Genomic DNA, 23,271 nt, shown 5'->3' on the forward strand with positions numbered 1-23,271 from the left:
GCCTTAGCCGCTGGCGCGCGCGAGGGAAAGCGTCAGCGTGCCGTCTGGCCCGTCCTCGGCGCCAATTCGGCGAGGCAATTGCCGATTTCGAACCCGACCATCGATCCGTCATAGGAACCGCGGATCGCGTCGCGGACGGTGCGCTGGACCCGGTCCCACTGAGCAAGGATCGGTGCGATCTCGGCCACCGGCCGTTCGCGTGCCAGGCGAGCGAGCAGCCCCGGAACAATGTCGATCACCAGTTCAAGCCGCGCGCGATTGCTGGTCCCGCCGACCTCGCGCGCGAGCGCCTCGCGCAGCCGGTTCTCGGGATCTCCCGACGTGGCAATGGCGAGCAATTTCTTCTCCATCACCGCGACATCGCTGTCGATCAGTGCGAGCGCCTTGCCCGGTACGCCACCCGATGCGGCGACGATCGCGCGCACCTCGGTCATCTCCAGCATCGGCCGCAGTTCGTGCAGCCACGGTGTCATGACGTCACGGTCAACCGGTTGAAAACGCAAAGTTCTGCACCGTGACCTGATTGTCGGGAGCAAGCGCCCCGGTGAATGGCTGACGAGCAGGAACAGCGTTTTTGCCGGCGGCTCTTCGAGCGTCTTGAGCAGCGCGTTGGCGCCATCGGTCTCCAGATCGTCCACCGCATCGACAATGATCACGCGCCACTCGCCGAGCGACAGCGATAGGTGCAGGCGGCGGATCATCTGCCGGACCTGCTCGATCGTGATGTTGCGGGCGAGCTCCTTGGTCTTGTCTTTCGGCTGGCGCGCGAGGCGGAGGATCTCGGGATGGTTTCCGGCGTCAACAAGGCGTGCTGCCGCGCCGTCGCCCGGATCGTCGAGACTCACTGCCTGGCCGTCGCCGCCGCGGCCATGGGTCAGGAGAAATCGCGCGACGCGTTCGGCGAAGACGCCCTTCCCCATCCCCTGCGGCCCGGCGAGGAGCCATGCATGATGCAGGCGACCACCCTGCCACGCTTCGAGAAAAGCCTTTTCGGCGTCGTGATGACCGATCATCATAGCCATTCGGCGAGTTCGGCGAGAATTCTCGCGGTGACATCCGATGCCGCTGCGTCGGCATCGACGATTCGCCACCGCGCGGGTTCGCCCTTTGCCATTTCGACGAAGCGCGCCGCGAGCCGCGCCTGATAGTCGGCGGGCTTGTTGCCCATTCGGTCGCTACCGCCGCGTTCGGTCAGGCGCCGTGCGGCCTCATCCGCGCTGACGGTGAGCAGGAAGGTGCGGTCCGGCAATAATCCGTTCGAGCCGAAACCGTGCAGCGTCAGGAGGTCGGCGTCGGTGACGCCGCCACCACCGCCCTGATAGGCGCGGCTCGAATCGACGAAACGGTCGCAGAGCACCCACGCGCCGCGTTCGAGTGCGGGACGAATCGTCCGCGCGACATGATCGGCGCGCGCAGCGGCGAAGAGCAGGGCTTCGCTGCGCGCATCCCAGCGGTCGTCGCTTCCCTCCATCAGCAGTGCGCGGATCGCCTCCGCGCCCGCACTGCCGCCGGGTTCGCGGGTCGCGACGGTTTCGATACCGCGCGCCTCGATCGCGGCCGCGAGCGCGCGAATCTGGGTGGATTTACCGACCCCTTCGCCGCCCTCGAGCGTGATGAACCGACCGGTCACAGCCCGGTCAGCCGGTAGAATCCCGTTCGGGCACGCGCCCACCAGCCGCCCTCGGCCACATCGGCGGCGGCGATCAGCGGGGTCGTTTGCGGCGGCAGGCCATCGGGCGTGACGACAAGGTCGGCGACCGGCGTCCCGCGAGTGAGCGGCGCGGCAATGGGGGCTCGGGTGCGCATCACCGCGCGATAGCCGCCCTCATAGCCCTTGGGAACCGTCATCCGCACCGCGATACCGGCCTGGGTGGCGACCGTTGGAATGGCGCCCTTTCGGACGTCGATTCGGCCGAGGCTGGCGCCCGCGGGGACGAGTTCCCTTCCCTCCCATTCGTCGAAGCCCCATTTCATCAGCCGCTCGGCCTCGTCGCGCCGCGCTTTTTCGCTGCTCATGCCGGCGACCACCATGATCAGGCGGCGGCCGTTCCGCTTCGCCGAACCGAGGAAGCAATAGCCGGCTTCGGCGGTGTGGCCGGTTTTCAGGCCGTCGGCCCCCTCGAAACGCCCGAGAATGGGGTTGCGGTTGGGCTGGATGATCGGCTTGCCCTCGGGCGACTTGCCGTGTTGAAGCTTCGGCAGCGAGAAATAGCGACCATAGCCATCCGGATGGTCGCGGATCAGTCGGTCGGCAAGCGTGATGAGATCGGCGGCGCTGACTTTGGTTATACCGCCGTCGGGCCAGCCGCTCGGAGTTCCAAAGCGGCTCGATGCCATCCCAATTTTAGCCGCTACGACGTTCATTCTTTTGACGAATGCGTCCTCGCTTCCGTCGATGCCGACCGCAAGGACTGCGGCGGCGTCATTGCCCGAAACGGTGATCAATCCCTTGAGCAATTCGTCGACCGAGACTTTTTCGTTCGGGCGCAGGAACATCGTCGATCCGCCGGTGCTGCCGTTCCATTTCTTCCACGTCGCCTCGCTGACGGTGAATTGCTTGTCGCGCGCGAGTTCGCCCTTTTTGATCAGGTCGAGCACGACATAGGCGGTCATCACCTTCGCCATCGACGCCGGGGCAAAGCGCTTGTCGGCGCCGCGCGAGAAAAGGATCGCGCCCGAATCGAGATCCTTGAGCATGATGATCGGCGCTTGCGTGACATAGAGCGGGCGGCTCACGGGAGTATTTTTGGCCGGCGCGCTCTTGGGGCGGGTATCGCCTGCCGATGCTGCCGGAAAAGCCAGCGTCAGCGCGAGAGCGGTCAGACCCGCCGCCGCGCCCTTCACGATAATACCTGGCCTCCCCACGCGCAGGCTCGTCAGCGGTCGCGCTGGACCACCGCGTCGCGGAAGCCTTTGGCTTTGACTTTGCCGAGGGCGCCTCGCGCTTCGGCGTCGCTTGCAAAGGGGCCGACGCGAACGCGCCACAGAGTGCCTGCCTTGGTGACATGGCCGCTGACCGACTTAGCGGCTGCATTGGCGCGGGTCTCGCTGCTGAACGCTGCGACCTGAATAGCATATTTCCCCGCGACGGGCGCCGCGGGCTTGGTCGCCGTTGCTGCCGGGGCGGGCTTGGGTGCAGGTTTCGCCGCCCCCGGACCTTCGACGACGAAGCGGTCGTCACCGGGTTTGGCCTTGCCCGATGCTATCGGCGCCGCCGGCTGAGCGACGACGGGCGTTGCGGCCGCCACCGCATTCTTGGGCACCGGCAGTGCCTTTGCCTTGCTGCGCAGGATTGACAGCAGCGATTCTGGTGTTGCAATCCGTTCCGGAACGGGCTTGCCCGAACGAAGCTGCGCACGTTCGGCTGCGGGCGGATTGGTGCGGCGGACGCGGACCGCGGCGACGCCGTCGGTCAGGCCCAATTGTTCGGCGGCACCGCGCGACAGGTCGATCAGGCGGTCGCCGGCCATCGGGCCGCGGTCGTTAACGCGCACGAGGATCGTCCGCCCGGTATCGAGCGCGGTGACCTCGACATAGCTGGGTAGCGGCAACGTCTTGTGCGCCGCCGAAATGCCCGCGGGGTCGAAAGTCTCGCCATTCGCGGTGGGTTGCCCGGCGAGTTCCTCGCCATACCAGCTGGCATAGCCGACATCGTCATAGTCGGGGATATCGGCGGGCGTATAGGTGATGCCACCAATCGAATAGGGATCGCCGACCTTGACCGGCACATCGGCCACGCCCGCGACCGAAGATGCCGGCGTCGGGCTTGCCGTCGGCCCGCCTTGGCGCTTTCCATCCACACTACCACAACCGGCGAGCATCAGCATCGCTCCGGCCATCAGGCCCCCGCCCCTAACGATCGATTTCATCCGCCAGCAACCCCACAGACAGTGCGTAAAAGTTGGAACAATTATAGTCCAATATCGCACGATAGTTACCGGTCAGCAAATACGCCGTTCGCCCGGGGCCATCGGGTTCGAGAAGCGTCGCCTGCACATTGCCGTCGGGCCAGCGCCCGCCGAGCGGCGCGATGCCGTCGGCGCGCCATTCGGCCATCGAGCGCCAGCGGCTGTGGCGATCGAAAACGCGCGGGCAGCGTGTCGGGCTCAGGCGATTGGCCACGGCGCTGCGATTGAAGCCCGCGGGAACGGTGACCGCGACACCCCATGGCTGTCCTGCCCGCCACCCGGCGCGGCGGAGGTAGGAGCCGATCGATTCGATCGCATCGGCCTCGCTCGACCAGATGCGCGCGACGCCGTCGCCGTCGCCGTCTTCTGCAACCTGCAGATAGACCGACGGCAGGAATTGCGGATAACCGAACGCCCCGGCCCAGCTGCCCTTGAGTGCGCTGCGCGGCACGCCGCGTTCGACCATCACCATCGTCGCGATCAGTTCGGGTTCGAACAGGCTGCGGCGGCGCCCTTCATAGGCGAGCGTCGCGAGCGCTTCGGGCAGGTCGAAATTGCCGGTGACCTGGCCATAGGCGGTTTCATGGCCGTAAATCGCGATCATGATGCTGGTCGGAACGCCCGTGCGCTGCTCGATCCGCGACAGGAGGGGGAGCAGCCGGTCATGGACGCGGCGGCCGCCGCCGATGCGCGCCGCGTCGACATGTTTTGCTTTGTAAGGCGCGAACGACGGGATCGGTGTGTTGGGACTCGGCGGGCTGCCAAGGTTGTCACGATCGAGCGCGACGACGCGCGGATTATAGGTCAGCCCTGCGGTCACCCGGTCGAAGGTCGTGCGCGACACGCCGCGCGCCTGCGCCTTCGGCCAAAGCGACTGGACATAGGTGTCGAATCCCGACTCGCTACTCTGTGCATGGAGCGGCGCCGACGCGGTGAGCATCCATGCCGACAGAAACGCCGTGACAAATTTGAAAAGGCGTCCGATTCTGAAACCTATAGCGTGCATCATGTCCCCACCATAAGACGTGTGTCGCACAGATGCGAGCGGCTTGACTAGGTTGCCGCGAGACAAAGCGAGTCATTCGCGGGGCGGGCCGAACGGGCAAGGTTTCGCTTGCCGCAAGGGCATCACGCGCTATGGCGACGCCGTGCGGACAGGTGGCCGAGTGGTTTAAGGCAGCGGTCTTGAAAACCGCCGTGGGTGCAAGCTCACCGTGGGTTCGAATCCCACCCTGTCCGCCAACCATCAGGCGAAATGCAGCCGCCGGTACTTCCCGCGGAAATAGAGCAGTGGATCGCGGTGCGGTTCGAACTGCGCGCGCACGACCCGGCCGACGAGAATGAAATGATCGCCGGCCTCGTGCAGTGATTCGTGCTGGCATTCGAACGAGACGAGCGAGCTGCCGAGCAGCGGCACGCCCGTCTGGCCGGGCGCCCACGGCTGGTTGGCGAAGCGGTCCTCACCCTTCGCGGCGAAGCGGTTCGAGGTTGGCTGTTGGCCGATCTGCAGCACGTTCACGCCGAAATGTGCGGCTTCGCGGAGCGCGGGCGCGGTTCCCGCCGTGTTGGCGATGCACACGAGCAGGAGCGGCGGGTCGAGCGAGACCGAGGTGAAGCTGTTCGCGGTGAGGCCGACCGGCGTGCCCGCTGCGTCGAGCGCGGTGACGATCGTGATGCCGGTAGCGAAGCAGCCCATCGCGTCGCGCAGGGTGCGCGGGTCCGATCCGGCCTGGAACTCCATCGCTTCGCGCGGCTGGCGCCGTTCGAGGAATTCGAGCAGCTGGCCGAGCAAGGCTTCCTTGCGGTCGGACGCAAGTTCGAGGTCGCATTCGTTGATGTCGACGCTCTCGCCCATGGGCAGCGCGGCGTTGAACGTGTCGCTGACCGCGCTGCACTGCGCGGGAGAAAAACCGCCGCGGACGACGAGCGCCGGGACCGCCAGCCGCGCGGGCACGTCGTTTGCGATCGCATCCTCGTCGACCGGCATGTCCACTAGCACCAACCCGGCTGCTAGGAGGGCGCCATCGAGCGCCAGCGCGCGCGTCGCGATCCATCCGCCGCGCCCGGCGGTCACGACGACGGGGCGCGAACCCATTTGCGCGAGCACCGCGCGCAGATCCTCGACATGCGGCGCCAGTCCGTCCGCTTCGCCGGCTTCGCGCAGGTCGAGATTGACGACGCGGCGCCCCGAAAGCACCAGCGCGTCGGCGACGTCACGCCACGCGGTGCGGCCTTGTCCGACGTCGGGAATGAGCAGCACGGCGGGATCGTTTTCGTCGCCCAGCATGTCGGCCGGCAGAGGGACGCCGCCGAAACCCTTATATTCGATGAGACTCAAACATCCCCCTTGCCGCGCCGGCGGGCGCGGGCGCCAGCGGCATTCGATGTGATCAAGCTGCGAAGAATCGGATCATATCGAAAGCAGCCGCGCCGCGCCAGCACGCCAGGCAAATTACGCGCGCATCGACGCGAGCCGCTGATCGACGATCGCGTCGGCCTCGGCGATGATGCGGTCGATGAGTTGCTGGCACGTCGGAATGTCGTGGATCAATCCCTGCACCATGCCGGCCCAGAACACGCCTTTCGTCAGGTCGCCGGTCTCCAGCAATTCGCGGCCCGCCTTGCCGTTTACCAGTTCGGCGACGTCGGCGAAGGTCGCGTCGGGCACCGCGAGGCGGCGCACCACTTCTTCGCTCACGTCGCTCTTGCCGACGCGCGCGGTGTTCTTGAGGCTGCGAAAGATCAGGAAGCTGCCGCGTTCGTCATTGTCGACATAGGCTTGCTTCACATTGTCGTGGATCGGCGCTTCGACCGTCGCGCAGAAGCGCGTGCCCATGTTGATGCCCTCGGCGCCAAGCGACAGCGCCGCGACCAGCCCGCGGCCATCGCCGAATCCGCCCGACGCGAGCATCGGGATCTTCACCTTGTCGGCGGCGGCGGGGATCAGGATCAGACCCGGAATATCGTCCTCGCCGGGGTGGCCCGCGCATTCGAAACCGTCGATCGAAATGATGTCGCAGCCCGCGCGTTCGGCCGACAGCGCGTGACGCACCGCAGTGCATTTATGGAGGATCGTGACGCCATGGGGTTTGAGCATTTCCCAGATTTCGCGCACCGCCTGCGTCCCCGCGGTCTCGACAATCTTGACCCCGCCATCGATGATCGCCTGCGCATAGGCCTTGTAATCGGGGGCGTTGATCGTCGGGAACACCGTCATGTTTACGCCGAAGGGCTTGTCGGTCATCGACCGGCACTTTTCGATTTCCTCACGCAGCGCTTCGGGGCTCGGCTGTGTCAACGCCGTGATGATCCCAAGGCCGCCGGCGTTCGATACCGCGCTCGCCAGTCCGGCGTAGCCCACGCTCTGCATCCCGCCCTGGACGATCGGATGTTCGATACCCAGCATTTCGGTAATGCGTGTCTTGAAAGCCATTTCGATCTCTCCTGCGCGATACTGCCCTTACGGCATCTTCGCGGTCGTCCATGAAATAACTTGACGCTTACGTCAACGTCGGGTTGACTGGCAAGAAAGTTAGATAGCGAAGGGAATCGGAATGACGGCGGGCGAAGGCATATCGGATCGGGCGCAGGCGATCGCCGAAAAGGTCGAAACCTTTGTGCGTGAAATTGTGGTCCCGTACGAAGCCGATCCGCGCCGCGACCATCACGGCGCGCCGACCGACGAGTTGGTGATGGAAATGCGCGAACATGCGCGCGCCGCGGGTGTGCTCACGCCGCATATCTTCGACGACGGCAGCCACCTCAACCAGCGCGAGACCGCAGTCGTCCTCATCAAGAGCGGCCTGTCCCCGCTCGGCCCGCTCGCGTGCAACACGATGGCGCCCGACGAGGGCAATATGTATCTGCTCGGCAAGGAAGGCAGCCCCGAACTCAAGGAGCGTTTCCTGAAGCCGATGGTCGAGGGGCGCGTCCGCTCGGCCTTCTTCATGACCGAGCCCGCCGAGGACGGCGGCGCCGGGTCCGACCCGTCGATGATGAAGACGACGTGCCATCCCGACGGCAACCACTGGGTCATCAACGGCCGCAAGACCTTCATCACCGGAGCCCAAGGCGCGCGCGTCGGGATCGTGATGGCGAAGTCCGAACAGGGCGCGTGCATGTTCCTCGTCGACCTGCCCGACCCCGCGATCCGTATCGATCATGTCCCCAACACGATCGACAGTTCGATGCCCGGCGGTCACGCGACGCTGACGATCGACAACCTCCGTGTCCCCGCCGACCAGATGCTGGGCGAGGCCGGCGAAGGCTTTCGCTATGCGCAGGTCCGCCTGTCCCCTGCCCGCCTGTCGCATTGCATGCGCTGGCTTGGCGCGTGCATCCGCGCGCACGAGATCGCGACCGACTATGCGAACCGCCGCGAAGCGTTCGGCAAGCCGCTGATCGACCATGAAGGTGTCGGCTTCATGCTCGCCGAAAATATGATCGACCTTAAACAGGCCGAACTGATGATCGACTGGTGCGCGGGCGTCCTAGACACCGGATCGCTCGGCACCGTCGAAAGCTCGATGGCGAAGGTCGCTGTGTCGGAGGCGCTGATGCGTATCGCCGATCGCTGCGTCCAGGTGATGGGCGGCACCGGGGTGACCGACAAGACGATCGTCGAACAGGTGTTCCGCGAGGTCCGCGCCTTCCGCATTTATGACGGCCCGACCGAGGTTCACAAATGGAGCCTCGCCAAGAAGATCCGCCGCGACTGGAAAGCCGGGCTCGCCTGACACGACCGCCAGTTGCGCGGCGAAAAGCGTAGCGTCAAAGGGCTTGACGTTTACGTCAACGTCCGGTTCACTGGCCGGAACAAGATGATGGGAGAAGGACGGGTGCGCGCATGACGATCCTCTACGACGAAGGCCAGCAGGCGATCGCGACCGAGTCGCGGCGCGTTCTCGAAGCGCGGGTCAGCAAGGATGCGCTGTTGCCGTTGCTCGAAGCCACCGGCGAATATCATCGGCCGTTCTGGGACACCGCGAAGGAACAGGGCTGGACCGCGCTCGCGCTTCCCGAATCCGAAGGTGGCCTCGGTCTCGGGCTGGTCGAGCTCGGTCTGATCGCGCATCAGGCGGGTCGCAGCATCAGCGGCGCGCCGTTCCTGACGTCGAGTTTCGGCGCGGCGAAGGCTATCGAACTCTTCGGCTCCGACGTGCAAAAGGCTCGCTGGTTGCCGGGGTTGGCGAGCGGCGAACTTATCGGCGCGATCGCTTTTTCGGCTGGCCCCGACGTGCTGCCTGGCCGGCCCGATGTGACTTTTGCCAGCGACCGGCTCGATGGAACGGCGCGCGGCGTGTCGGGCGGGCTCGCCGCCGATGTTGCGATCGTGCTTGCGAACGGTCCGGACGCGCCGGTGCTCGCGCTCGTCGAGCTTGCCGGGGTACAGCGTTCCGCTGTTGCAAGCTTCGATAACAGTCGCCTGATTGCCGACCTCGACCTTTCCGGAGCGCCGGCGGAAACGCTGGCGGTCGGCGACGCAGCCCGCGACGCCGCGCTCCATATCCTGGCGTTGCAGGCCGTGGTGACCGCGCACGAGCAGACCGGCGGCGCCGAGGTGCTGATGGAAATCGCGCGCGATTATGCCCTCACCCGCCGCGCCTTCGGCCAGCCGATCGGCGCTTTCCAGTCGGTGAAGCATCGTATCGCCGAGCTTTACGGGCTCGTCGAACTGGCGCGCGCGAACTGCGTCCATGCTGCGGCGTGCGAAGGCGCGGCCGATTTCATCACCGCCGCGGCCGCGGCGCGTCTGTCAGCGACCGAGGCCTATGACACGGCGGCACGCGATTGCATCCAGATTCATGGCGGCATTGGCGTGACGTGGGAAATCGGCCTGCACCTCCATATGCGCCGCGCGCGCAGCCTCGCGATCGAGCAGGGCAGCAGCCTGTTCTGGGAAGATGTCCTCGTCGACCGGCTGGCAGGAGAAGCCGCATGAGCGATCTAGAAGCCTATCGGGCCAAGGCCGCGGCCTGGCTCGCCTCGATGGCGCCGACCTTTGGCCGCGATGCGCGCAAGGGGCTGTCCGAAGCCGATGACCTTGCGCTCGGCCGCCGTTACCAGAAGGCGAAGTTCGACGCGGGCTATGCCGGGATCAACTGGCCTGTCGAATATGGCGGCCAGGGCCTCGGCCATCTCGAAAAGGTGACCTTCGACGCCGAGGAAATGAAGCACGGCTTCCCGAGCTTCTACTTCGGCATCTCGCTCGGCATGCCCGTGCCCGTGCTGATGCAGTTCGGCAGCGACAAGGAGTTCGTCAAGGAACGCGTACTGAAGGCGTTACAGGGCGAGGAAATCTGGTGCCAGCTCTTTTCCGAACCGTCGGGCGGGTCGGACCTTGCGGGCCTGCGCACCAAGGCTGAACCCGATGGCAACGGGTGGAAGATCAACGGGCAGAAAGTGTGGACCAGCTGGGCGCATTATAGCGACTATGGGGTCATCGTCGTGCGCACCGATCCCAATGTGCCGAAGCATAAGGGCCTCACCTATTTCTGGGTCGACATGAAGGCGCCGGGCGTCACCGTGCGCCCGATCAAGCTTGCGGGCGGTGACAGTCACGTCAACGAGGTGTTCTTCGACGATGTGAAAATCACCGACGATCACCGCATGTCGCCGGTCGGCGGGGGCTTTGCTGTCGCGATCGCGACGCTGATGATCGAACGCTATGTCGCGACTGACAGCGCGGGCTTCGGTCCGCATCTCGACCTGTTCGTCGAGCTGGCGAAAGAGGTGCAGCTCAATGGTCGTCCAGCGATCGAGGATGGCCGAATCCGGCAACAGATCGCGCGCAACCATGCGATGCGTTCGGGGCTCGATTCGATCAATGTGCGCGCGCGGCTGATGATGCAGGCGGGGATGATACCGGGACCCGAAGGCTCGCTCAATAAGCTGGTCGCGGTGCGCTCGCGCCAGAAATTGTCCGAGCTTGCCATCGACCTGCAGGGCAGCGACGGCTTCCTCTTCGACGAACATGCCTCGCAAAAGGAGGATTGGGCGTCGAGCTGGATCAACGCCCCCACCGGCCGCATCGCGGGGGGATCGGACGAGACGTTGCTCAACACGATTGCGGAGAAGGTCCTTGGCCTGCCGCAGGACCATCGCCCCGACAAGGGCATCCCGTTCAACCAGATCCCAGCCTGAGGAGGCGCGCCCATGAAAATCGATTCCAGTATTGCGGCAGTTGTCACCGGCGGCGCATCGGGTCTTGGCCGTGCGACCGCCGAAGCGCTTGCCGCTTTGGGCGTGAAGGTCACGATCTTCGACATCAACGACGCGCTCGGCGAAGAGGTCGCGGCGTCGATCGGCGGGCTGTTCGTCCATGTCGACATCACCGACGAGCAATCGGTCCTCGATGGCTATGCCAGGGCGCGCGCCGCGCAGGGACAGGAGCGCGTCTGCGTCCATTGCGCGATGACCTCGCGCCGCGGCAAGACGCTCGCCTATGACAAGGAAACGGGCCAATTCCGCCGAACCCCGACCGAAGATTATGCCTATGGCGTCGCGGGCATATTGACCGCGAGCTATCGCATCGGGTCGATCGCCGCCGAAGGCATGGCGACGCTGCCCGAGCTGGAGGATGGAGAACGTGGCGCGATCATCTTCACTGCGTCGGTCGCGGCGCAGGACGCGCAGATCGGGCAGGTCATCTATGGCTCGGCCAAGGCGGGCGTGAACGGGCTCGTGCTGCCGATGGCGCGCGACCTGATGGACCTTGGCATTCGGGTCAATTCGATCATGCCCGGTGTGTTCGGAACCCCGCTGCTCGGCAATATGAATCCGAAGGTGAAGGAGAGCCTCGAAGCCTCGGTCCCCTTCCCCAAGCGCCTCGGCAAGGCTGAGGAATATGCGAGCCTCGCGATGGAAATGGTGCGCAACAATTATTTCAACGGCCAGGCGGTCCGCCTCGACGGCGCGATCCGCATGGCCCCCCGTTAATCTCCCCGACCGAAAGGAATTTCATCATGGCCGAAGCCTATATCATCGACGCCGTTCGCACCCCCCGCGGAGTCGGCAAGCCCGGCAAGGGTGCCTTGTCGCATCTTCACCCCCAGCATCTGGCCGCGACGGTGCTCGCCGCGATCCGCGACCGCAACAATCTCGACACCGCGACGGTTGATGACATCGTCTGGTCGACGTCGTCGCAAAATGGCAAGCAGGGCGGCGACCTCGGCCGCATGGCGGCGCTGTCGGCGGGCTATGACACCAAGGCGAGCGGGACGACGCTCGACCGCTTTTGCGGCGGCGGGATCAGCTCGGTGAACTTCGCCGCCGCCAGCGTGATGAGCGGCATGGAAGATTGCGTGATCGCGGGCGGCACCGAGATGATGAGCTATACCACGGCTTACGCTGCCGAACAGGCGAACGCCGGCCTGCCGCCGCGGTTGATGGGGTCGGGCCACGAAGCGCTCGACGAACTCCACCCGCAATCGCATCAGGGTGTCTGCGGCGATGCGATCGCGACGATCGAGGGTATCAGCCGCGAAGCGCTCGACGCGCTCGCGCTGGTCAGCCAGCAACGCGCCGACCGCGCGATCAAGGAAGGCCGTTTCGCGAAGTCGGTGGTGCCGGTTCTCAATCCCGACGGCAGCGTTGCGCTCGACCATGAGGAGTTCCCGCGTCCTGAAACCACCGCCGAGGGGCTTGCCTCGCTGAAGCCCGCCTTCACGGGCCTTGCCGATTTCGACCTCGGCGGCGGCTTCACCTTCCGCAAGCAGGTCAACCGCCGCTATCCCGATGTCGAAATCCAGCATTTCCACCACGCCGGCAACTCGTCGGGTGTCGTGGACGGCGCCGCGGCGCTGCTCCTGACGTCGAAGGAATATGCCGACAAGCATGGCCTGAAGCCGCGTGCCCGCGTCGTCGCCTATGCCAATATTGGCGATGATCCGACGCTGATGCTCAATGCCCCCGTTCCGGCGGCGAAGAAGGTGCTCGAAAAGGCCGGCCTCAAAAAGGAAGACATCGACGTCTGGGAAATCAACGAAGCCTTCTCGGTCGTTGCTGAGAAGTTCATCCGCGATCTCGACCTCGACCGCGAGAAGGTGAACATCAACGGCGGCGCGATGGCGCTCGGCCATCCGATCGGCGCGACGGGGTCGATCCTGATCGGCACCGCGCTCGACGAACTCGAACGTTCGGGCGGCCGCTATGGCCTCGTCACCATGTGCGCCGCGGGCGGCATGGCACCCGCGATCATCATCGAACGTATCTGAGCGGGAGGCTGACATGACGGGACCGCTCAAAGGCATAAGGATTGTCGAATTTGCCGGGATCGGTCCCGGTCCCTTTTGCGGCATGATGCTCGCCGACCATGGCGCCGAGGTGATCCGTATCGACCGCCCCGGCGGCTTTATGGACCCGCGTGATCCGCTGAGCCGCAACCGCACGTCGATTGCGCTCGATATGAAAAATCCCGCGGCCGTGCAGATCGCGCGCGAGCTGTGCAAAAGCGCCGACGGGATCATCGAGGGCTATCGGCCGGGGGTGATGGAACGGCTCGGGCTCGGGCCGGAAGTCCTGCTCGTCGACAATCCGAAGCTCGTTTACGGCCGGATGACCGGCTGGGGCCAGTTCGGCCCCTATGCGCAGGCGGCGGGACACGACATCAACTATATCTCGCTGTCGGGCGTCCTCCACGGCATCGGGCGCGCGGGTGAAAAGCCCGTCCCGCCGGTCAATTATGTCGGCGATTTTGGCGGCGGCGGGATGATGCTCGCCTTCGGCATGTCGAACGCACTTGTCCACGCCGCCAAGACCGGCGAGGGTCAGGTGATCGATTGCGCGATGACCGACGGCTCGGCGCTGCTCGCGGGCATGACGTGGGGCTTCCACGCCGCAGGCCGGCTCAAGGACGAAGCCGGCGTCAACATGCTCGACGGCGCGGCGCATTTTTACGACAGCTATGCCTGTTCCGATGACAAATATATCTCGATCGGGTCGATCGAGCCGCAATTCTATGCGCTGCTGCGTGAGAAGACCGGGCTGGTCGACGATCCCGATTTCGATGCGCAGCTGGACCCGTCGAAATGGGGTGTGCTGAAGGAAAAGCTGACCGCGCTGTTCAAGACGAAGACGCGCGACGAATGGTGCGCGATCATGGAGATGACCGACGTCTGCTTCGCGCCGATCCTGTCGCTGAGGGAAGCGCCACAGCATCCGCACAATGTCGAGCGCGAGACCTTTCTGACGGTCGGCGGCGCGGTGCAGCCCGCACCTGCCCCGCGCTATTCGGCGACGGTCAACGACACGCCGCGCCCGGCGCCGGCGGTCGGCGCCGATGGTGACGCGGTGTTGGCGAGGCTGGGTTATGATGCCGAAAAGATCATCGCCCTCCGCGAAGGCGGCGCGCTGCGCTAACGCCTAAGCCCCGCGCGCGGTCATCGCTTCCCAGAGACCGTGCCCGCCAAGCGCGGCAACCTGACGGCCCAGCCGCGCCGCCCAAAAGGCATCATTTCCGTGCGCCCCGCGCCAGCGCATCAGCGGGACGGTCACGCGGTGGAGGTGATATTCCTCGGTAAAGCCGATCGCACCGTGCACCTGATGCGCAATCGAGGTCACGACGCCGACGGCGCGATTGGCGCGGAGCTTCGCCGCGGCGATTTCGAAATCGGCGGCGGACGCGTCGAGCCCCACTGCATCGAGCCGCAACGCCAGCGCCGCAGCCGCCGCCTCGACCGCGCGGACTTCGCATGCCATCACGGCCAGCGATTGCTGTACCGCCTGGAACTTGCCGAGCGGCCGGCCGAATTGCTGGCGGGTGTTCACATGGTCGATCGAGAGTGTGAGCGCCTGCCCCATCGCGCCCGCCATCAGACTCACCGTTGCCGCAGGCTGATACGCTTCACCTGCGATCAACTCGGCGACCGGGAGGTCGGGAACGACCACACCGGCGATTTGCAGCACCGCGTTCACGTCGCCCCAGTCGCCGCCGAAACCATTTTCTTCCTCGGGAACCAGCAACAATCCGAAACCCGCCTCCTCGACCGGCGCAATCCCCGCCGTCACGGCTTCAGCGAAGACCGCGCGTGCCGTATCGCAGAGCATGTCGCGTGCCGCGCTCATCGGAGGCCCAACCCGCGTGCGATGATCCCGCGGATCACCTCGCGCGTTCCGCCGCGCAGCGAGAAGCTGGGCGATGCGATGAGGAGGGCGCGGAGCAGTTTCGCGAGATCATTTTCATCGTCCCAGCCGCTTGTCACAATCGCCTGCACCCGGCGCGGCATATCCTGTTCAAAGGCATTGCCGAGTTCCTTGACGACCGACGCTTCGACCATCGGATCCTCGCCGGCGGCAAGCTTCGCCGCGGTCGACATCGAGAGTTGGCGCAGCGTCCACATCTCGGCGGTGAGTTCACCGATCAAAGTCGCGAGCGCCGGGTCAGGATCGGGACCCGTTGCGTCAATCAGCGCGACGAGCAGCGCGTGGCTCGACAGATAGCGTTCGGGACCCGAGCGCTCGAGCCCGAGTTCGGCGGTGACCTGCTTCCATCCCTGCCCCCGTTCGCCGACGAGCGCGCCGTGCGGTACGAGCACATCGTCGAAAAAGACTTCGTTGAAGTCATGGTTGCCCGCCATATCGATGATCGGCCGGATCGTGATGCCGGCGGTATCGAGGTCGATCAGCAACTGGCTGAGCCCGGCGTTGCGCTCGCTGCCTTCCTCGGTCCGCACCAGCGTCAGCATGACGTGCGACAGGTGCGCGCCGGTGGTCCATATCTTCTGGCCATTGACTCGCCAGCCCTCTGCCGTTTCGCGCGCGCTCGTGCGAACAGCGGCGAGATCGGAGCCGGCGCTGGGTTCGGACAGGCCGATGCAGGCGTAAAGCTCGCCCTTCGCGATGCCCGGCAAGTAGCGCTGCCGCTGTTCTTCGCTGCCGTAACGCAGGATCAGCGGGCCGGTCTGGCGATCGGCGATCCAGTGCGCGCCGACCGGGGCGCCAGCCGCGAGCAGTTCCTCGATCACGACATAGCGTTCGAGCGGATGCCGGTCGCGGCCGCCATATCGCGCCGGCAATGTCATGCCGATGTACCCCGCCGCACCCAATGCGCGGCTGAAATCGGGATCGAAACTTGCCCAGCAGTTCGCCCGAGAAACCACGTCGTCCTGCGGCTGGTTCGACGCAAGCCATGCCCGCAAATCGGCGCGCAGTGCGGCAATGTCGCCGGGCGGATCGAAAGGATAGAGCGCAAAGCCTTGCATGTCGCACCAGCCATGCAATAGCTTTGGTTAGTCAGCAAAGGATAATTGAAGATGGGCGAATTTCTGAGTGTCGAGCGGCGGGGCAAGATCGCGATCCTGACGATGATCAAGCCCGAGAGCATGAATGCGATCGGCACTCACGAAGATTGTCAGGACATCATCGATACGCTCCGTACCCTCGGCGACGACCGCAGCGTTAGCGCGATCATCCTGACCGGCAGCGGCAAGGCGTTCAGCGCGGGCGGTAACCTCAAGGGTATGCAGGATCGCCAAGGCATCGGCGTGCTCGACCAACCCGATTCCACCCGCGCCAATTATCGCAAGGGCGTGCAGGCGGTGATCCGCGCGCTGATGGACTGCGAAGTGCCGATGATCGCCGCGGTCAACGGCCATGCGATCGGGCTTGGCTGCGACCTTGCCTGCACGTGCGATATCCGCATTGCCGCCGAGAGCGCGAAATTCGCGTGCAGCTTTATTAAGGTCGGCATCGTCCCGGGCGACGGCGGGGCGTGGCTGCTCCAGAAGGTGCTCGGCTATCCGCGTGCCGCCGAACTGTTCCTGACCGGGGACCGCTTTGACGCGGTGCAGGCAAAGGAATATGGTCTGGTCACGGACGTCGTGCCCGATGCGGAACTGCTCGACCGTGCAATCGCCATTGCCGAGCGGATCGTCTGCAACCCGCCGCGCGCGCTGCGTCTGACGAAGCGTTTGCTGCGCGAGGCGCAGCACAGCCGGATGAGCGATATTTTGGAACTTAGTGCAGCCTATCAGGCGATCGTCCATGAAACCGCGGACAACCGCGAGGCGATCAACGCGTTCGTCGAAAAGCGTCCGCCGGTGTTTACAGGAGAATGATGATGATTGCCGAGCGTGTCCTGCCACTGGCCGGCGTCCACAATTTCCGGGACTATGGCGGTTACGCGGTCGAGGGTGGCGGGCGGCTGCGCGACGGGACGCTCTGGCGCTCGGCGCACCATGAGGCGGCGACCGACGATGATCTGGACGCACTCGATACGCTGGGGCTCGAGACGGTGATCGACCTGCGCGGTGACGACGAGCGCGAGCTGCATCCGTGCCGGCGCTCGGACAATTTTTCGGCGCGCGTGCTGTTTGCGGGGGGCATTACCGCCGGGCTCGCGCCGCATTTGCAGGCGGCGGGCGGGACGATCGACGTCGAGACGGCGCGCGAGCGGATGATCGATACCTATGCCGGCATGCCCTATCGCCCCGCGCTCGTCGCGACGCTGCGGCTCTATCTGTCGGCGCTCTCCGAATATGATGCGCCCAGCCTGGTCCACTGTGTGGCGGGCAAGGACCGCACCGGGTTCGCGGTCGCGATCGTCCACCGGTTGCTCGGGGTGCATGAGGACGACCTGATGCAGGACTATCTCCTCACCAACACTGCGGGCAAGATCGAGGAACGCATCGCTCAGGGCGCGGCGCATATCCGCTCGCGTTACGGCGCCGAAATCCACGACGATGCGATCCGCGCGCTGATGTCGGTCAACCCCGCCTATCTCGACGCCGCGCTCGCCACCGTGCGGCGCGATCACGGCGATATCCCGACCTATGCCGAGGCGGTGCTGAACTTCACGCCCGAAATGCGCGAAGCATTGGTCGACCGGCTGGTGCTGTAGGGGCTATTTGCCCCTGACGAGCACCCCGCCCTTCACCACTGCGTCGACGCTTTCGAGCTGGCGCACGTCGGTCAGCGGATTGCCGTCGACCGCAACGATGTCGGCGTAGCGCCCGACCGCGATCGCGCCGACGTCCTTCTCACGGCCGAGCGCCTCGGCGGCGTTTTTCGTCGCGGCCTGGATCGCCTGCAGCGGGGTCATCCCATATTCGACCATGACGCGGAACTGGCCGCCGACCTGCCCGTGCGGCATCACGCCCGCGTCGGAGCCGAACACCATGCGCACCCCGGCCTTCACCGCTTTGCGGAAATTGTCGCGCTGGATCTGGGCGACTTCGCGGTCCTTGCGCAGATTATCCTCGAGCACGCCATTCTTCGCGCCTTCGGCCTGCGTATATTCGGTGTTGTAGATATCCATCGAGAACCACACCGGCTGCTTGCGTGCGAGCGCCATGCGGATGCCCTCGTCGTCGACCAGGCTGACATGCTCGATCGTGTCGATGCCCGCGGCAATCGCGGCGCGGATCCCCGATGCGCCATGCGCGTGCGCGGCGACGCGAAGGCCCCATTGATGCGCCTCGTCGGCGATGGCGGCGAGTTCCTTTTCGGACACCTGCAACTGGCCGGGTTCGGTGTTGCGCGAGAAGACACCGCCCGTCGCGCAGACCTTGATCACCTCGGCGCCATATTTGCGTTGGCGGCGGACCTGGAAGCGCAGTTCTTCGGGCGTGTCGCCGATCCCCTCTTCCTTGCCGTCCTTCTTTTCGAGGCTGGGCGGCAGGAAGGTGCTGTCGCAATGCCCCCCGGTCGCGCCGAGCGCATAGCCAGCGGGGACGATGCGCGGGCCGGTCGCATAGCCGGCGTCGATCGCCTGCTTGAGCCCGATATCGTTGCGGTTGTCCGACCCGACATTGCGAACCGTGGTGAAGCCCGCGCCGAGCATGTCGTTCGCATTTTTGACCGCGGTCATGCCCCAGAAACTGTCGGTGAACTCGAGGCCGCGATAGCCGCCGATGTCGGCGGGGCCGTCGAGATGGACGTGCATGTCGATCAGGCCCGGGACGAGCGTCTTGTCGCCGAGGTCGACATGTTTGACATTCGATCCCCAGCGCACGGTGCGCGCATCGGCGATGTTCGTGATGCGGCCGTCGGCGCCGACGAAGATTGCAGGAAACTCAACCGTCTTGCCGGTCAGAACGTCGATATAGCGCGCGGCGGTGATGACGGTCTGGCCGGCATCTTCCTGCGCCTTTGCGGGGGCGATCGAGGCGGCGAAAAGCGCCGTCGAGCCCAAAGCGATTCCCCGCAGAAAACTGCCGAACTTCATTCGCGATTGCATGTTTTACCCGCCTGTTGTTGGTGCCCGGATATCGTGATGGCAAAGCGGTGCGAAATAGGACAGCGGAAAATGCGTCAGGCGGTCGCCCGGTGCCTTGCGACCCACCAGACGCCGAGCAGCGCGAAGGCGGCGCCGAGCATCGTGCCGCCAGCGATGTCGCTCGCCCAATGGACGCCGAGCATGATGCGCGAGAAGCCGTTGAGGATGATCATCGCCGCCGCGAGCGTCCAGGCGTATGGCCGCCAGCGTGGCGGGGCGAGCCAGGCGAGCAATAGGTAGACGGCAGCGGCGCTCGTCGCGTGACCGCTGGGGTAGGAATAGCTCGTCTGATGATCGAGGTGGTCGATCAGGTCGGGACGGGCACGGCCGAAGCCGAGTTTCAGCAGGCTGGAGGCGAGGTTGGAGAGCAGCGACGCGCCGCCGAGCGCGACGGCGCAGCGCGGGCCGCACCAGTGCCAGACGAGGCCGCACAGCAGGATCACGATGATCCAGCGCGGCGTGCCGCCGCCGATCCAGCTCGCGCCTTGCATGAAGGCGATGAAAGCGGGATCGCGTTCATCGACGCGGATCGCGAGCGTGTGCGAGATTTGCCAGTCGGCAGTCTCGGTCCAACCCGCTCCGACCGCGAAGCCGAGCAGGGCGACAGCGAGGAGGAGCGCTGCCGCGATGGCAGGAAAGCGATTGAATTTGGCTGTCACATGGCCCCCTTCGTCATTCCCGCGAAAGCGGGAACCCAGTTGCAAACGTCAGCTCGCTGGGTTCCCGCTTTCGCGGGAATGACGAGGTTGGTGAAGATCAAATATGCAGCGGCCGTCCGAACGCCGCGAGCACGCCTTCGTGCATCGTTTCGCTGAGCGTCGGATGCGGGAAGACGGTGCCGATGAAATCATCCTCGACCAGTTCGGCGGTCTTGCCGATCGTATAGCCCTGAATGAGCTCGGTGACTTCGGCGCCGATCATGTGCGCGCCCAGCAATTCGCCGGTCTTCGCGTCGAACACGGTCTTGGTGAAGCCCTCGGATTCGCCCAGCGCAATCGCCTTGCCATTGCCGATGAAGGGGAAGGTGCCGGCTTTGACCTCGTAACCCAGCTCCTTCGCCTTCGCTTCGGTAAGACCGACGCTGGCGATCTGCGGGCGGCAATAGGTGCAGCCCGGGATATTGCGCGGGTCCATCGCGTGCGGGTGATTGCCCGCGATCGCCTCGACCGCGATCACCGATTCGTGCATCGCCTTGTGCGCGAGCCACGGCGGCGCGGTGACGTCTCCGATCGCCCAGATGCCGGGGACGTTGGTGCGGCACATCGCGTCGGTGTCGATATGGCCCTTGGTCGTCTTCACGCCGAGCGCTTCGAGCCCGATATTCTCGGTGTTCGGGACGATGCCGATCGCGACGATCGCGTGGCTGAATTCGGCGCTTTCGGTCTTGCCGTCCTTGGTCTTGATCTTGGCGGTCACGCCGGTCGCGGTCGCCTTCAGTTCTTCGACGCCGGCGCCGGTGTAGATCGTCATGCCCTGCTTCTTGAGCGCCTTCTCAAGGAAGGCCGACACGTCGGCATCCTCGACGGGGACGAGACGGTCGAGCATTTCGACGACGGTAACGTCGACGCCCATGTCGCTATAGAAGCTCGCGAACTCGATCCCGATCGCGCCCGATCCGATGACGAGCAGCTTCTTCGGCATTTCGGGCGGGACGAGCGCGTGGCGATAGGTCCAGATGCGCTTGCCGTCGGCGGGCGCGAACGGCAGGTCGCGGGCGCGGGCGCCCGTTGCGACGATGATATTCTTGGCGGAAAGGGTTTCGGTGCCCTTCTCGCCCTTGACCTCCAGCTTGCCCGGCGCGGTCAGCTTGCCCTCGCCCATATGGACGGTGATCTTGTGCTTCTTCATCAGGAAGGCGACGCCCTGGCTGAGCTGCTTCGCAACGCCGCGGCTACGTTTCACCACAGCGTCGATGTCGGCGCTGATCTGCGCCGCGACGAGGCCATAGTCGCCCGCATGCTGCATATAATGATAGATTTCGGCCGAGCGCAGCAGCGCCTTCGTCGGGATACAGCCCCAGTTGAGGCAGATGCCCCCGAGATTCTCGCGCTCGACGATCGCGGTTTTCAGACCCAGCTGCGCCGCGCGGATCGCCGCGACATAGCCGCCGGGTCCCGAGCCGAGGACGATGAGGTCGTATTCAAGAGTCATGTTCTGGTTCCAACCCAAAATGAAGTTTCGCTCGTTGATCTACATCTTCGGCAATGCGTTCAATATAAGAACCCACGTCGGCAGGGTGTGCAAACGCAATTTCATCACCTATTCGATCAACTTTCGCGCCAACTCGTTTAACAAAGTTGCTGCTTTTTAATCCTCTATTGTGAACTATCGCGTTCCTTATTTCGACAAGTCTCTTAATCCTAAGCTTTGTTATTTTTCTCTCAAAAAGAGGAAATCCAAAACGAGATCTCAGTTCATCATCCAAGTCAGCGATATTCATATATGAGAATTTTGTGGCCATCTGTTCAACAGCTAGTTTTCGCAACTCTCCAAGATCATCATACTGAAAAAGTATTTCGGCCTTCAATGTATAGGCGCCGAGCATCTTGGGGTTTTTCTGCATACAGGCGGAAATAATTTCCGTCACAAATGTTTGAAAATTATCCAAAATTCTCGTAAAAAGAAGGCGATTATTATACTCCAACGCCTCGTAGTTGCTATCAAATGCGCTTCCCCGAGTGTTTATGCTTTTAGAATCCACAAGAGACCGGCTAACGAAATGCCCGAACTGGGTCACCTTATGCTGGTGCTCCCAAAAGCGGTTAAAATGCTCGGTAGGAAGCAGAGAAACGTAATAGTCGTCTTCGAAATCGCTGTCGCCGCCTGCACTCACGCCACCAGCCCCAGCGGGTTCTCCACCAGTTCCTTGAACGTCTTCATCAAGAGCGCGCCATCTGCGCCGTCGATCGCGCGGTGGTCGAAGCTGCCCGTTGCCGACATGACGGTCGCGATCGCGAGCGCGTCGTCGACAATATAAGGCCGCTTCTCGCCCGCGCCGATCGCCATGATCATGCCCTGCGGCGGGTTGATCACCGCGGTGAACTGCTTGATCCCCATCATGCCCATGTTCGAGATCGAGGCGGTGCCGCCCTGATATTCGTTGGGCTGGAGCTTGCCTTCCTTCGCCTTCGCCGCAAGCTCGGACATTTCGGTCGAGATTTTCGACATCGACTTGCCGCCGGCGTCGACGATGATCGGGGTGATCAAGCCGCCCGGGATGCTGACCGCGACCGAGATGTCGGCACGCTTGTACTGGCGCATCACATCGCCGCCGAAGCTGACGTTGCACGCGGGCACGCGTTCGAGCGCGACCGCGAGCGCCTTGATCAGCATGTCGTTCACGCTGAGCTTGACGCCGCGGCTTTCGAGGCTGGCGTTGAGCTCGCCGCGCAGCTTGAGCAGCGCGTCGAGGCGGATGTCGACGGTGAGGTAGATGTGCGGCGATTGCTGCATCGATTCCGTCAGGCGGCGCGCGATCGTCTTGCGCATGCCCGACAGCTTTGTGTCCTCGTGCGGGATGCCGAAATCGGGGATGGCGCCGGCGGTGGCCGGTGCGGGGACTGCTGCCGGAGCGGCGGCGGCGGGAGCCGGCGCGGCGGTTGCGGCAGGCGCCGCGGCACCAGCGGGCGCGCCTTCAAGGTCGGCCTTTACGATGCGGCCACCCGGGCCGGTGCCGGTCAGGCTCTTGAGGTCGATGCCCTGTTCGGCGGCGAGGCGCTTGGCGAGCGGGCTGGCCTTGATGCGGTCGCCCGACGCGGCGGGGGCGGCTGCCGGAGCCGGTGCGGGCGTCGGCGCAGGCGCAGCGGCGGGCGCGGGCGCTTCGGCCTTCGGTTCAGCAGCGGGAGCCGCAGCGGGGGCGGGTGCTGGAGCAGCTTTCGCGCTCCCGGCATCTTCGCCCTCACCCGCGATTACCGCGATCACGGTGCCGACCTTCACATTGTCGGTGCCTTCGGCGACGAGAATCTGGCTGACGACGCCTTCGTCGATCGCTTCGAACTCCATCGTCGCCTTGTCGGTCTCGATCTCGGCGAGCAGGTCGCCCGATTTGACCGTGTCGCCTTCCTTGACCAGCCATTTGGCAAGCGTGCCCTCCTCCATCGTCGGCGAGAGAGCGGGCATTTTGAGTTCGATTGGCATATTCAGGCTTGT

The 23,271-nt window shown here is 64.8% G+C and carries 22 protein-coding genes and 1 tRNA gene; 9 read left to right on the forward strand and 14 right to left on the reverse strand.

Annotated features, from left to right (window positions below):
- Positions 1 to 32: 32 nt before the first annotated feature.
- From FG91_RS01590 to FG91_RS01610, 5 genes are read right to left on the reverse strand one after another with little or no spacing between them, the layout of a single operon-like run.
- Positions 33 to 1,022: a DNA polymerase III subunit delta' gene (locus FG91_RS01590; RefSeq protein ID WP_037510918.1), complete on the reverse strand. Its 990-nt coding sequence runs from the start codon at positions 1,020 to 1,022 to the stop codon at positions 33 to 35.
- The gene (gene tmk / locus FG91_RS01595; protein WP_037510920.1) at positions 1,013 to 1,630 is read right to left on the reverse strand and encodes a dTMP kinase; all 618 of its coding nucleotides are present in this window, start codon (positions 1,628 to 1,630) and stop codon (positions 1,013 to 1,015) included. The genes FG91_RS01590 and tmk overlap by 10 nt, the downstream gene beginning before the upstream one ends.
- The gene (locus tag FG91_RS01600; RefSeq protein WP_152567955.1) at positions 1,627 to 2,865 is read right to left on the reverse strand and encodes a D-alanyl-D-alanine carboxypeptidase family protein; all 1,239 of its coding nucleotides are present in this window, start codon (positions 2,863 to 2,865) and stop codon (positions 1,627 to 1,629) included. The genes tmk and FG91_RS01600 overlap by 4 nt, the downstream gene beginning before the upstream one ends.
- Before the next feature lie 11 nt (positions 2,866 to 2,876).
- On the reverse strand, positions 2,877 to 3,839 hold the full coding sequence (locus FG91_RS01605) for a septal ring lytic transglycosylase RlpA family protein (protein WP_235211901.1): 963 nt from the start codon (positions 3,837 to 3,839) through the stop codon (positions 2,877 to 2,879).
- A 13-nt stretch (positions 3,840 to 3,852) separates the two neighbouring features.
- A complete protein-coding gene (locus tag FG91_RS01610; protein WP_037510926.1) occupies positions 3,853 to 4,848 on the reverse strand; it encodes a lytic murein transglycosylase in 996 nt (331 codons plus the stop codon).
- 212 nt (positions 4,849 to 5,060) lie between these two features.
- Here FG91_RS01610 and FG91_RS01615 point away from each other — a divergent pair.
- Positions 5,061 to 5,150, forward strand: a tRNA-Ser gene (locus tag FG91_RS01615).
- A gap of 4 nt (positions 5,151 to 5,154) precedes the next feature.
- Here the strand turns inward: FG91_RS01615 and FG91_RS01620 are convergent.
- Together FG91_RS01620 and FG91_RS01625 are read right to left on the reverse strand one after the other, a co-directional pair.
- Complete coding sequence (locus tag FG91_RS01620; RefSeq protein WP_037510928.1) at positions 5,155 to 6,246, reverse strand: flavin reductase; 1,092 nt, start codon at positions 6,244 to 6,246, stop codon at positions 5,155 to 5,157.
- A 114-nt stretch (positions 6,247 to 6,360) separates the two neighbouring features.
- A complete protein-coding gene (locus FG91_RS01625; RefSeq protein WP_037510931.1) occupies positions 6,361 to 7,341 on the reverse strand; it encodes an NAD(P)H-dependent flavin oxidoreductase in 981 nt (326 codons plus the stop codon).
- A gap of 121 nt (positions 7,342 to 7,462) precedes the next feature.
- Between FG91_RS01625 and FG91_RS01630 the strand changes: the two genes are divergently transcribed.
- The 6 genes from FG91_RS01630 to FG91_RS01655 all read left to right on the forward strand — a co-directional run bounded on the left by FG91_RS01630 (position 7,463) and on the right by FG91_RS01655 (position 14,267).
- Positions 7,463 to 8,644, forward strand: a complete 1,182-nt coding sequence (locus FG91_RS01630) for an acyl-CoA dehydrogenase family protein (RefSeq protein WP_037510933.1) — start codon at positions 7,463 to 7,465, stop codon at positions 8,642 to 8,644.
- A gap of 110 nt (positions 8,645 to 8,754) precedes the next feature.
- Complete coding sequence (locus FG91_RS01635) at positions 8,755 to 9,849, forward strand: acyl-CoA dehydrogenase family protein (protein WP_037510935.1); 1,095 nt, start codon at positions 8,755 to 8,757, stop codon at positions 9,847 to 9,849.
- Complete coding sequence (locus FG91_RS01640; protein ID WP_037510937.1) at positions 9,846 to 11,051, forward strand: acyl-CoA dehydrogenase family protein; 1,206 nt, start codon at positions 9,846 to 9,848, stop codon at positions 11,049 to 11,051. The genes FG91_RS01635 and FG91_RS01640 overlap by 4 nt, the downstream gene beginning before the upstream one ends.
- 12 nt (positions 11,052 to 11,063) lie before the next feature.
- Positions 11,064 to 11,846 carry an SDR family NAD(P)-dependent oxidoreductase gene (locus FG91_RS01645; protein ID WP_037510940.1) on the forward strand — a complete coding sequence of 261 codons (783 nt, stop codon included), beginning with the start codon at positions 11,064 to 11,066 and terminating at the stop codon, positions 11,844 to 11,846.
- Positions 11,847 to 11,872: 26 nt separating this feature from the next.
- Complete coding sequence (locus FG91_RS01650) at positions 11,873 to 13,123, forward strand: acetyl-CoA C-acetyltransferase (protein WP_037510943.1); 1,251 nt, start codon at positions 11,873 to 11,875, stop codon at positions 13,121 to 13,123.
- Positions 13,124 to 13,136: 13 nt separating this feature from the next.
- Entirely contained in the window at positions 13,137 to 14,267 is a 1,131-nt protein-coding gene (locus FG91_RS01655) for a CaiB/BaiF CoA transferase family protein (RefSeq protein ID WP_037510945.1), read from the forward strand.
- A 3-nt stretch (positions 14,268 to 14,270) separates the two neighbouring features.
- Here FG91_RS01655 and FG91_RS01660 read toward each other — a convergent pair whose 3' ends face one another.
- Together FG91_RS01660 and FG91_RS01665 are read right to left on the reverse strand one after the other, a co-directional pair.
- A complete protein-coding gene (locus FG91_RS01660; protein ID WP_052187198.1) occupies positions 14,271 to 14,972 on the reverse strand; it encodes an acyl-CoA dehydrogenase family protein in 702 nt (233 codons plus the stop codon).
- On the reverse strand, positions 14,969 to 16,108 hold the full coding sequence (locus FG91_RS01665) for an acyl-CoA dehydrogenase family protein (protein WP_037510946.1): 1,140 nt from the start codon (positions 16,106 to 16,108) through the stop codon (positions 14,969 to 14,971). The genes FG91_RS01660 and FG91_RS01665 overlap by 4 nt, the downstream gene beginning before the upstream one ends.
- 51 nt (positions 16,109 to 16,159) lie before the next feature.
- Here FG91_RS01665 and FG91_RS01670 point away from each other — a divergent pair, with 51 nt between their 5' ends.
- Positions 16,160 to 16,963, forward strand: coding sequence for a crotonase/enoyl-CoA hydratase family protein (locus FG91_RS01670; RefSeq protein ID WP_037510948.1), 804 nt, complete (start codon positions 16,160 to 16,162; stop codon positions 16,961 to 16,963).
- Positions 16,963 to 17,745, forward strand: a complete 783-nt coding sequence (locus tag FG91_RS01675) for a tyrosine-protein phosphatase (protein ID WP_235211902.1) — start codon at positions 16,963 to 16,965, stop codon at positions 17,743 to 17,745. Before FG91_RS01670 ends, FG91_RS01675 begins: the two co-directional genes overlap by 1 nt.
- A 3-nt stretch (positions 17,746 to 17,748) precedes the next feature.
- Here FG91_RS01675 and FG91_RS01680 read toward each other — a convergent pair whose 3' ends face one another.
- The 5 genes from FG91_RS01680 to FG91_RS01695 form a co-directional block, all read right to left on the reverse strand.
- Positions 17,749 to 19,071, reverse strand: a complete 1,323-nt coding sequence (locus tag FG91_RS01680) for a Xaa-Pro dipeptidase (protein WP_037510950.1) — start codon at positions 19,069 to 19,071, stop codon at positions 17,749 to 17,751.
- An 86-nt stretch (positions 19,072 to 19,157) separates the two neighbouring features.
- On the reverse strand, positions 19,158 to 19,781 hold the full coding sequence (locus FG91_RS20785; RefSeq protein WP_052187200.1) for a phosphatase PAP2 family protein: 624 nt from the start codon (positions 19,779 to 19,781) through the stop codon (positions 19,158 to 19,160).
- Positions 19,782 to 19,878: 97 nt separating this feature from the next.
- Positions 19,879 to 21,273: a dihydrolipoyl dehydrogenase gene (lpdA, locus tag FG91_RS01690; RefSeq protein WP_037510951.1), complete on the reverse strand. Its 1,395-nt coding sequence runs from the start codon at positions 21,271 to 21,273 to the stop codon at positions 19,879 to 19,881.
- Positions 21,263 to 21,955, reverse strand: coding sequence for a hypothetical protein (locus FG91_RS21610; protein ID WP_152567956.1), 693 nt, complete (start codon positions 21,953 to 21,955; stop codon positions 21,263 to 21,265). The genes lpdA and FG91_RS21610 overlap by 11 nt, the downstream gene beginning before the upstream one ends.
- On the reverse strand, positions 21,952 to 23,259 hold the full coding sequence (locus tag FG91_RS01695; protein WP_037510954.1) for a pyruvate dehydrogenase complex dihydrolipoamide acetyltransferase: 1,308 nt from the start codon (positions 23,257 to 23,259) through the stop codon (positions 21,952 to 21,954). Before FG91_RS01695 ends, FG91_RS21610 begins: the two co-directional genes overlap by 4 nt.
- Positions 23,260 to 23,271: the final 12 nt, after the last annotated feature.

It is taken from the genome of Sphingopyxis sp. LC81, from assembly GCF_000756375.1.
Taxonomy (GTDB): Bacteria; Pseudomonadota; Alphaproteobacteria; order Sphingomonadales; family Sphingomonadaceae; genus Sphingopyxis.

What these genes read in the sequence shown, in the direction of transcription:
- FG91_RS01670 (WP_037510948.1), top strand. Translation starts at nt 16,160, where the DNA reads ATGGGCGAATTTCTGAGTGTCGAGCGGCGGGGCAAGATCGCGATCCTG.
- lpdA (WP_037510951.1), bottom strand. Translation starts at nt 21,273, where the DNA reads ATGACTCTTGAATACGACCTCATCGTCCTCGGCTCGGGACCCGGCGGC.
- FG91_RS01640 (WP_037510937.1), top strand. Translation starts at nt 9,846, where the DNA reads ATGAGCGATCTAGAAGCCTATCGGGCCAAGGCCGCGGCCTGGCTCGCC.
- FG91_RS01650 (WP_037510943.1), top strand. Translation starts at nt 11,873, where the DNA reads ATGGCCGAAGCCTATATCATCGACGCCGTTCGCACCCCCCGCGGAGTC.
- FG91_RS01625 (WP_037510931.1), bottom strand. Translation starts at nt 7,341, where the DNA reads ATGGCTTTCAAGACACGCATTACCGAAATGCTGGGTATCGAACATCCG.
- FG91_RS01665 (WP_037510946.1), bottom strand. Translation starts at nt 16,108, where the DNA reads ATGCAAGGCTTTGCGCTCTATCCTTTCGATCCGCCCGGCGACATTGCC.
- FG91_RS01645 (WP_037510940.1), top strand. Translation starts at nt 11,064, where the DNA reads ATGAAAATCGATTCCAGTATTGCGGCAGTTGTCACCGGCGGCGCATCG.
- FG91_RS01635 (WP_037510935.1), top strand. Translation starts at nt 8,755, where the DNA reads ATGACGATCCTCTACGACGAAGGCCAGCAGGCGATCGCGACCGAGTCG.
- FG91_RS01630 (WP_037510933.1), top strand. Translation starts at nt 7,463, where the DNA reads ATGACGGCGGGCGAAGGCATATCGGATCGGGCGCAGGCGATCGCCGAA.
- FG91_RS01695 (WP_037510954.1), bottom strand. Translation starts at nt 23,259, where the DNA reads ATGCCAATCGAACTCAAAATGCCCGCTCTCTCGCCGACGATGGAGGAG.
- FG91_RS01680 (WP_037510950.1), bottom strand. Translation starts at nt 19,071, where the DNA reads ATGAAGTTCGGCAGTTTTCTGCGGGGAATCGCTTTGGGCTCGACGGCG.
- FG91_RS01675 (WP_235211902.1), top strand. Translation starts at nt 16,963, where the DNA reads ATGATGATTGCCGAGCGTGTCCTGCCACTGGCCGGCGTCCACAATTTC.
- FG91_RS01605 (WP_235211901.1), bottom strand. Translation starts at nt 3,839, where the DNA reads ATGGCCGGAGCGATGCTGATGCTCGCCGGTTGTGGTAGTGTGGATGGA.
- FG91_RS01610 (WP_037510926.1), bottom strand. Translation starts at nt 4,848, where the DNA reads ATGCTCACCGCGTCGGCGCCGCTCCATGCACAGAGTAGCGAGTCGGGA.
- FG91_RS01590 (WP_037510918.1), bottom strand. Translation starts at nt 1,022, where the DNA reads ATGGCTATGATGATCGGTCATCACGACGCCGAAAAGGCTTTTCTCGAA.
- FG91_RS01660 (WP_052187198.1), bottom strand. Translation starts at nt 14,972, where the DNA reads ATGAGCGCGGCACGCGACATGCTCTGCGATACGGCACGCGCGGTCTTC.
- FG91_RS01655 (WP_037510945.1), top strand. Translation starts at nt 13,137, where the DNA reads ATGACGGGACCGCTCAAAGGCATAAGGATTGTCGAATTTGCCGGGATC.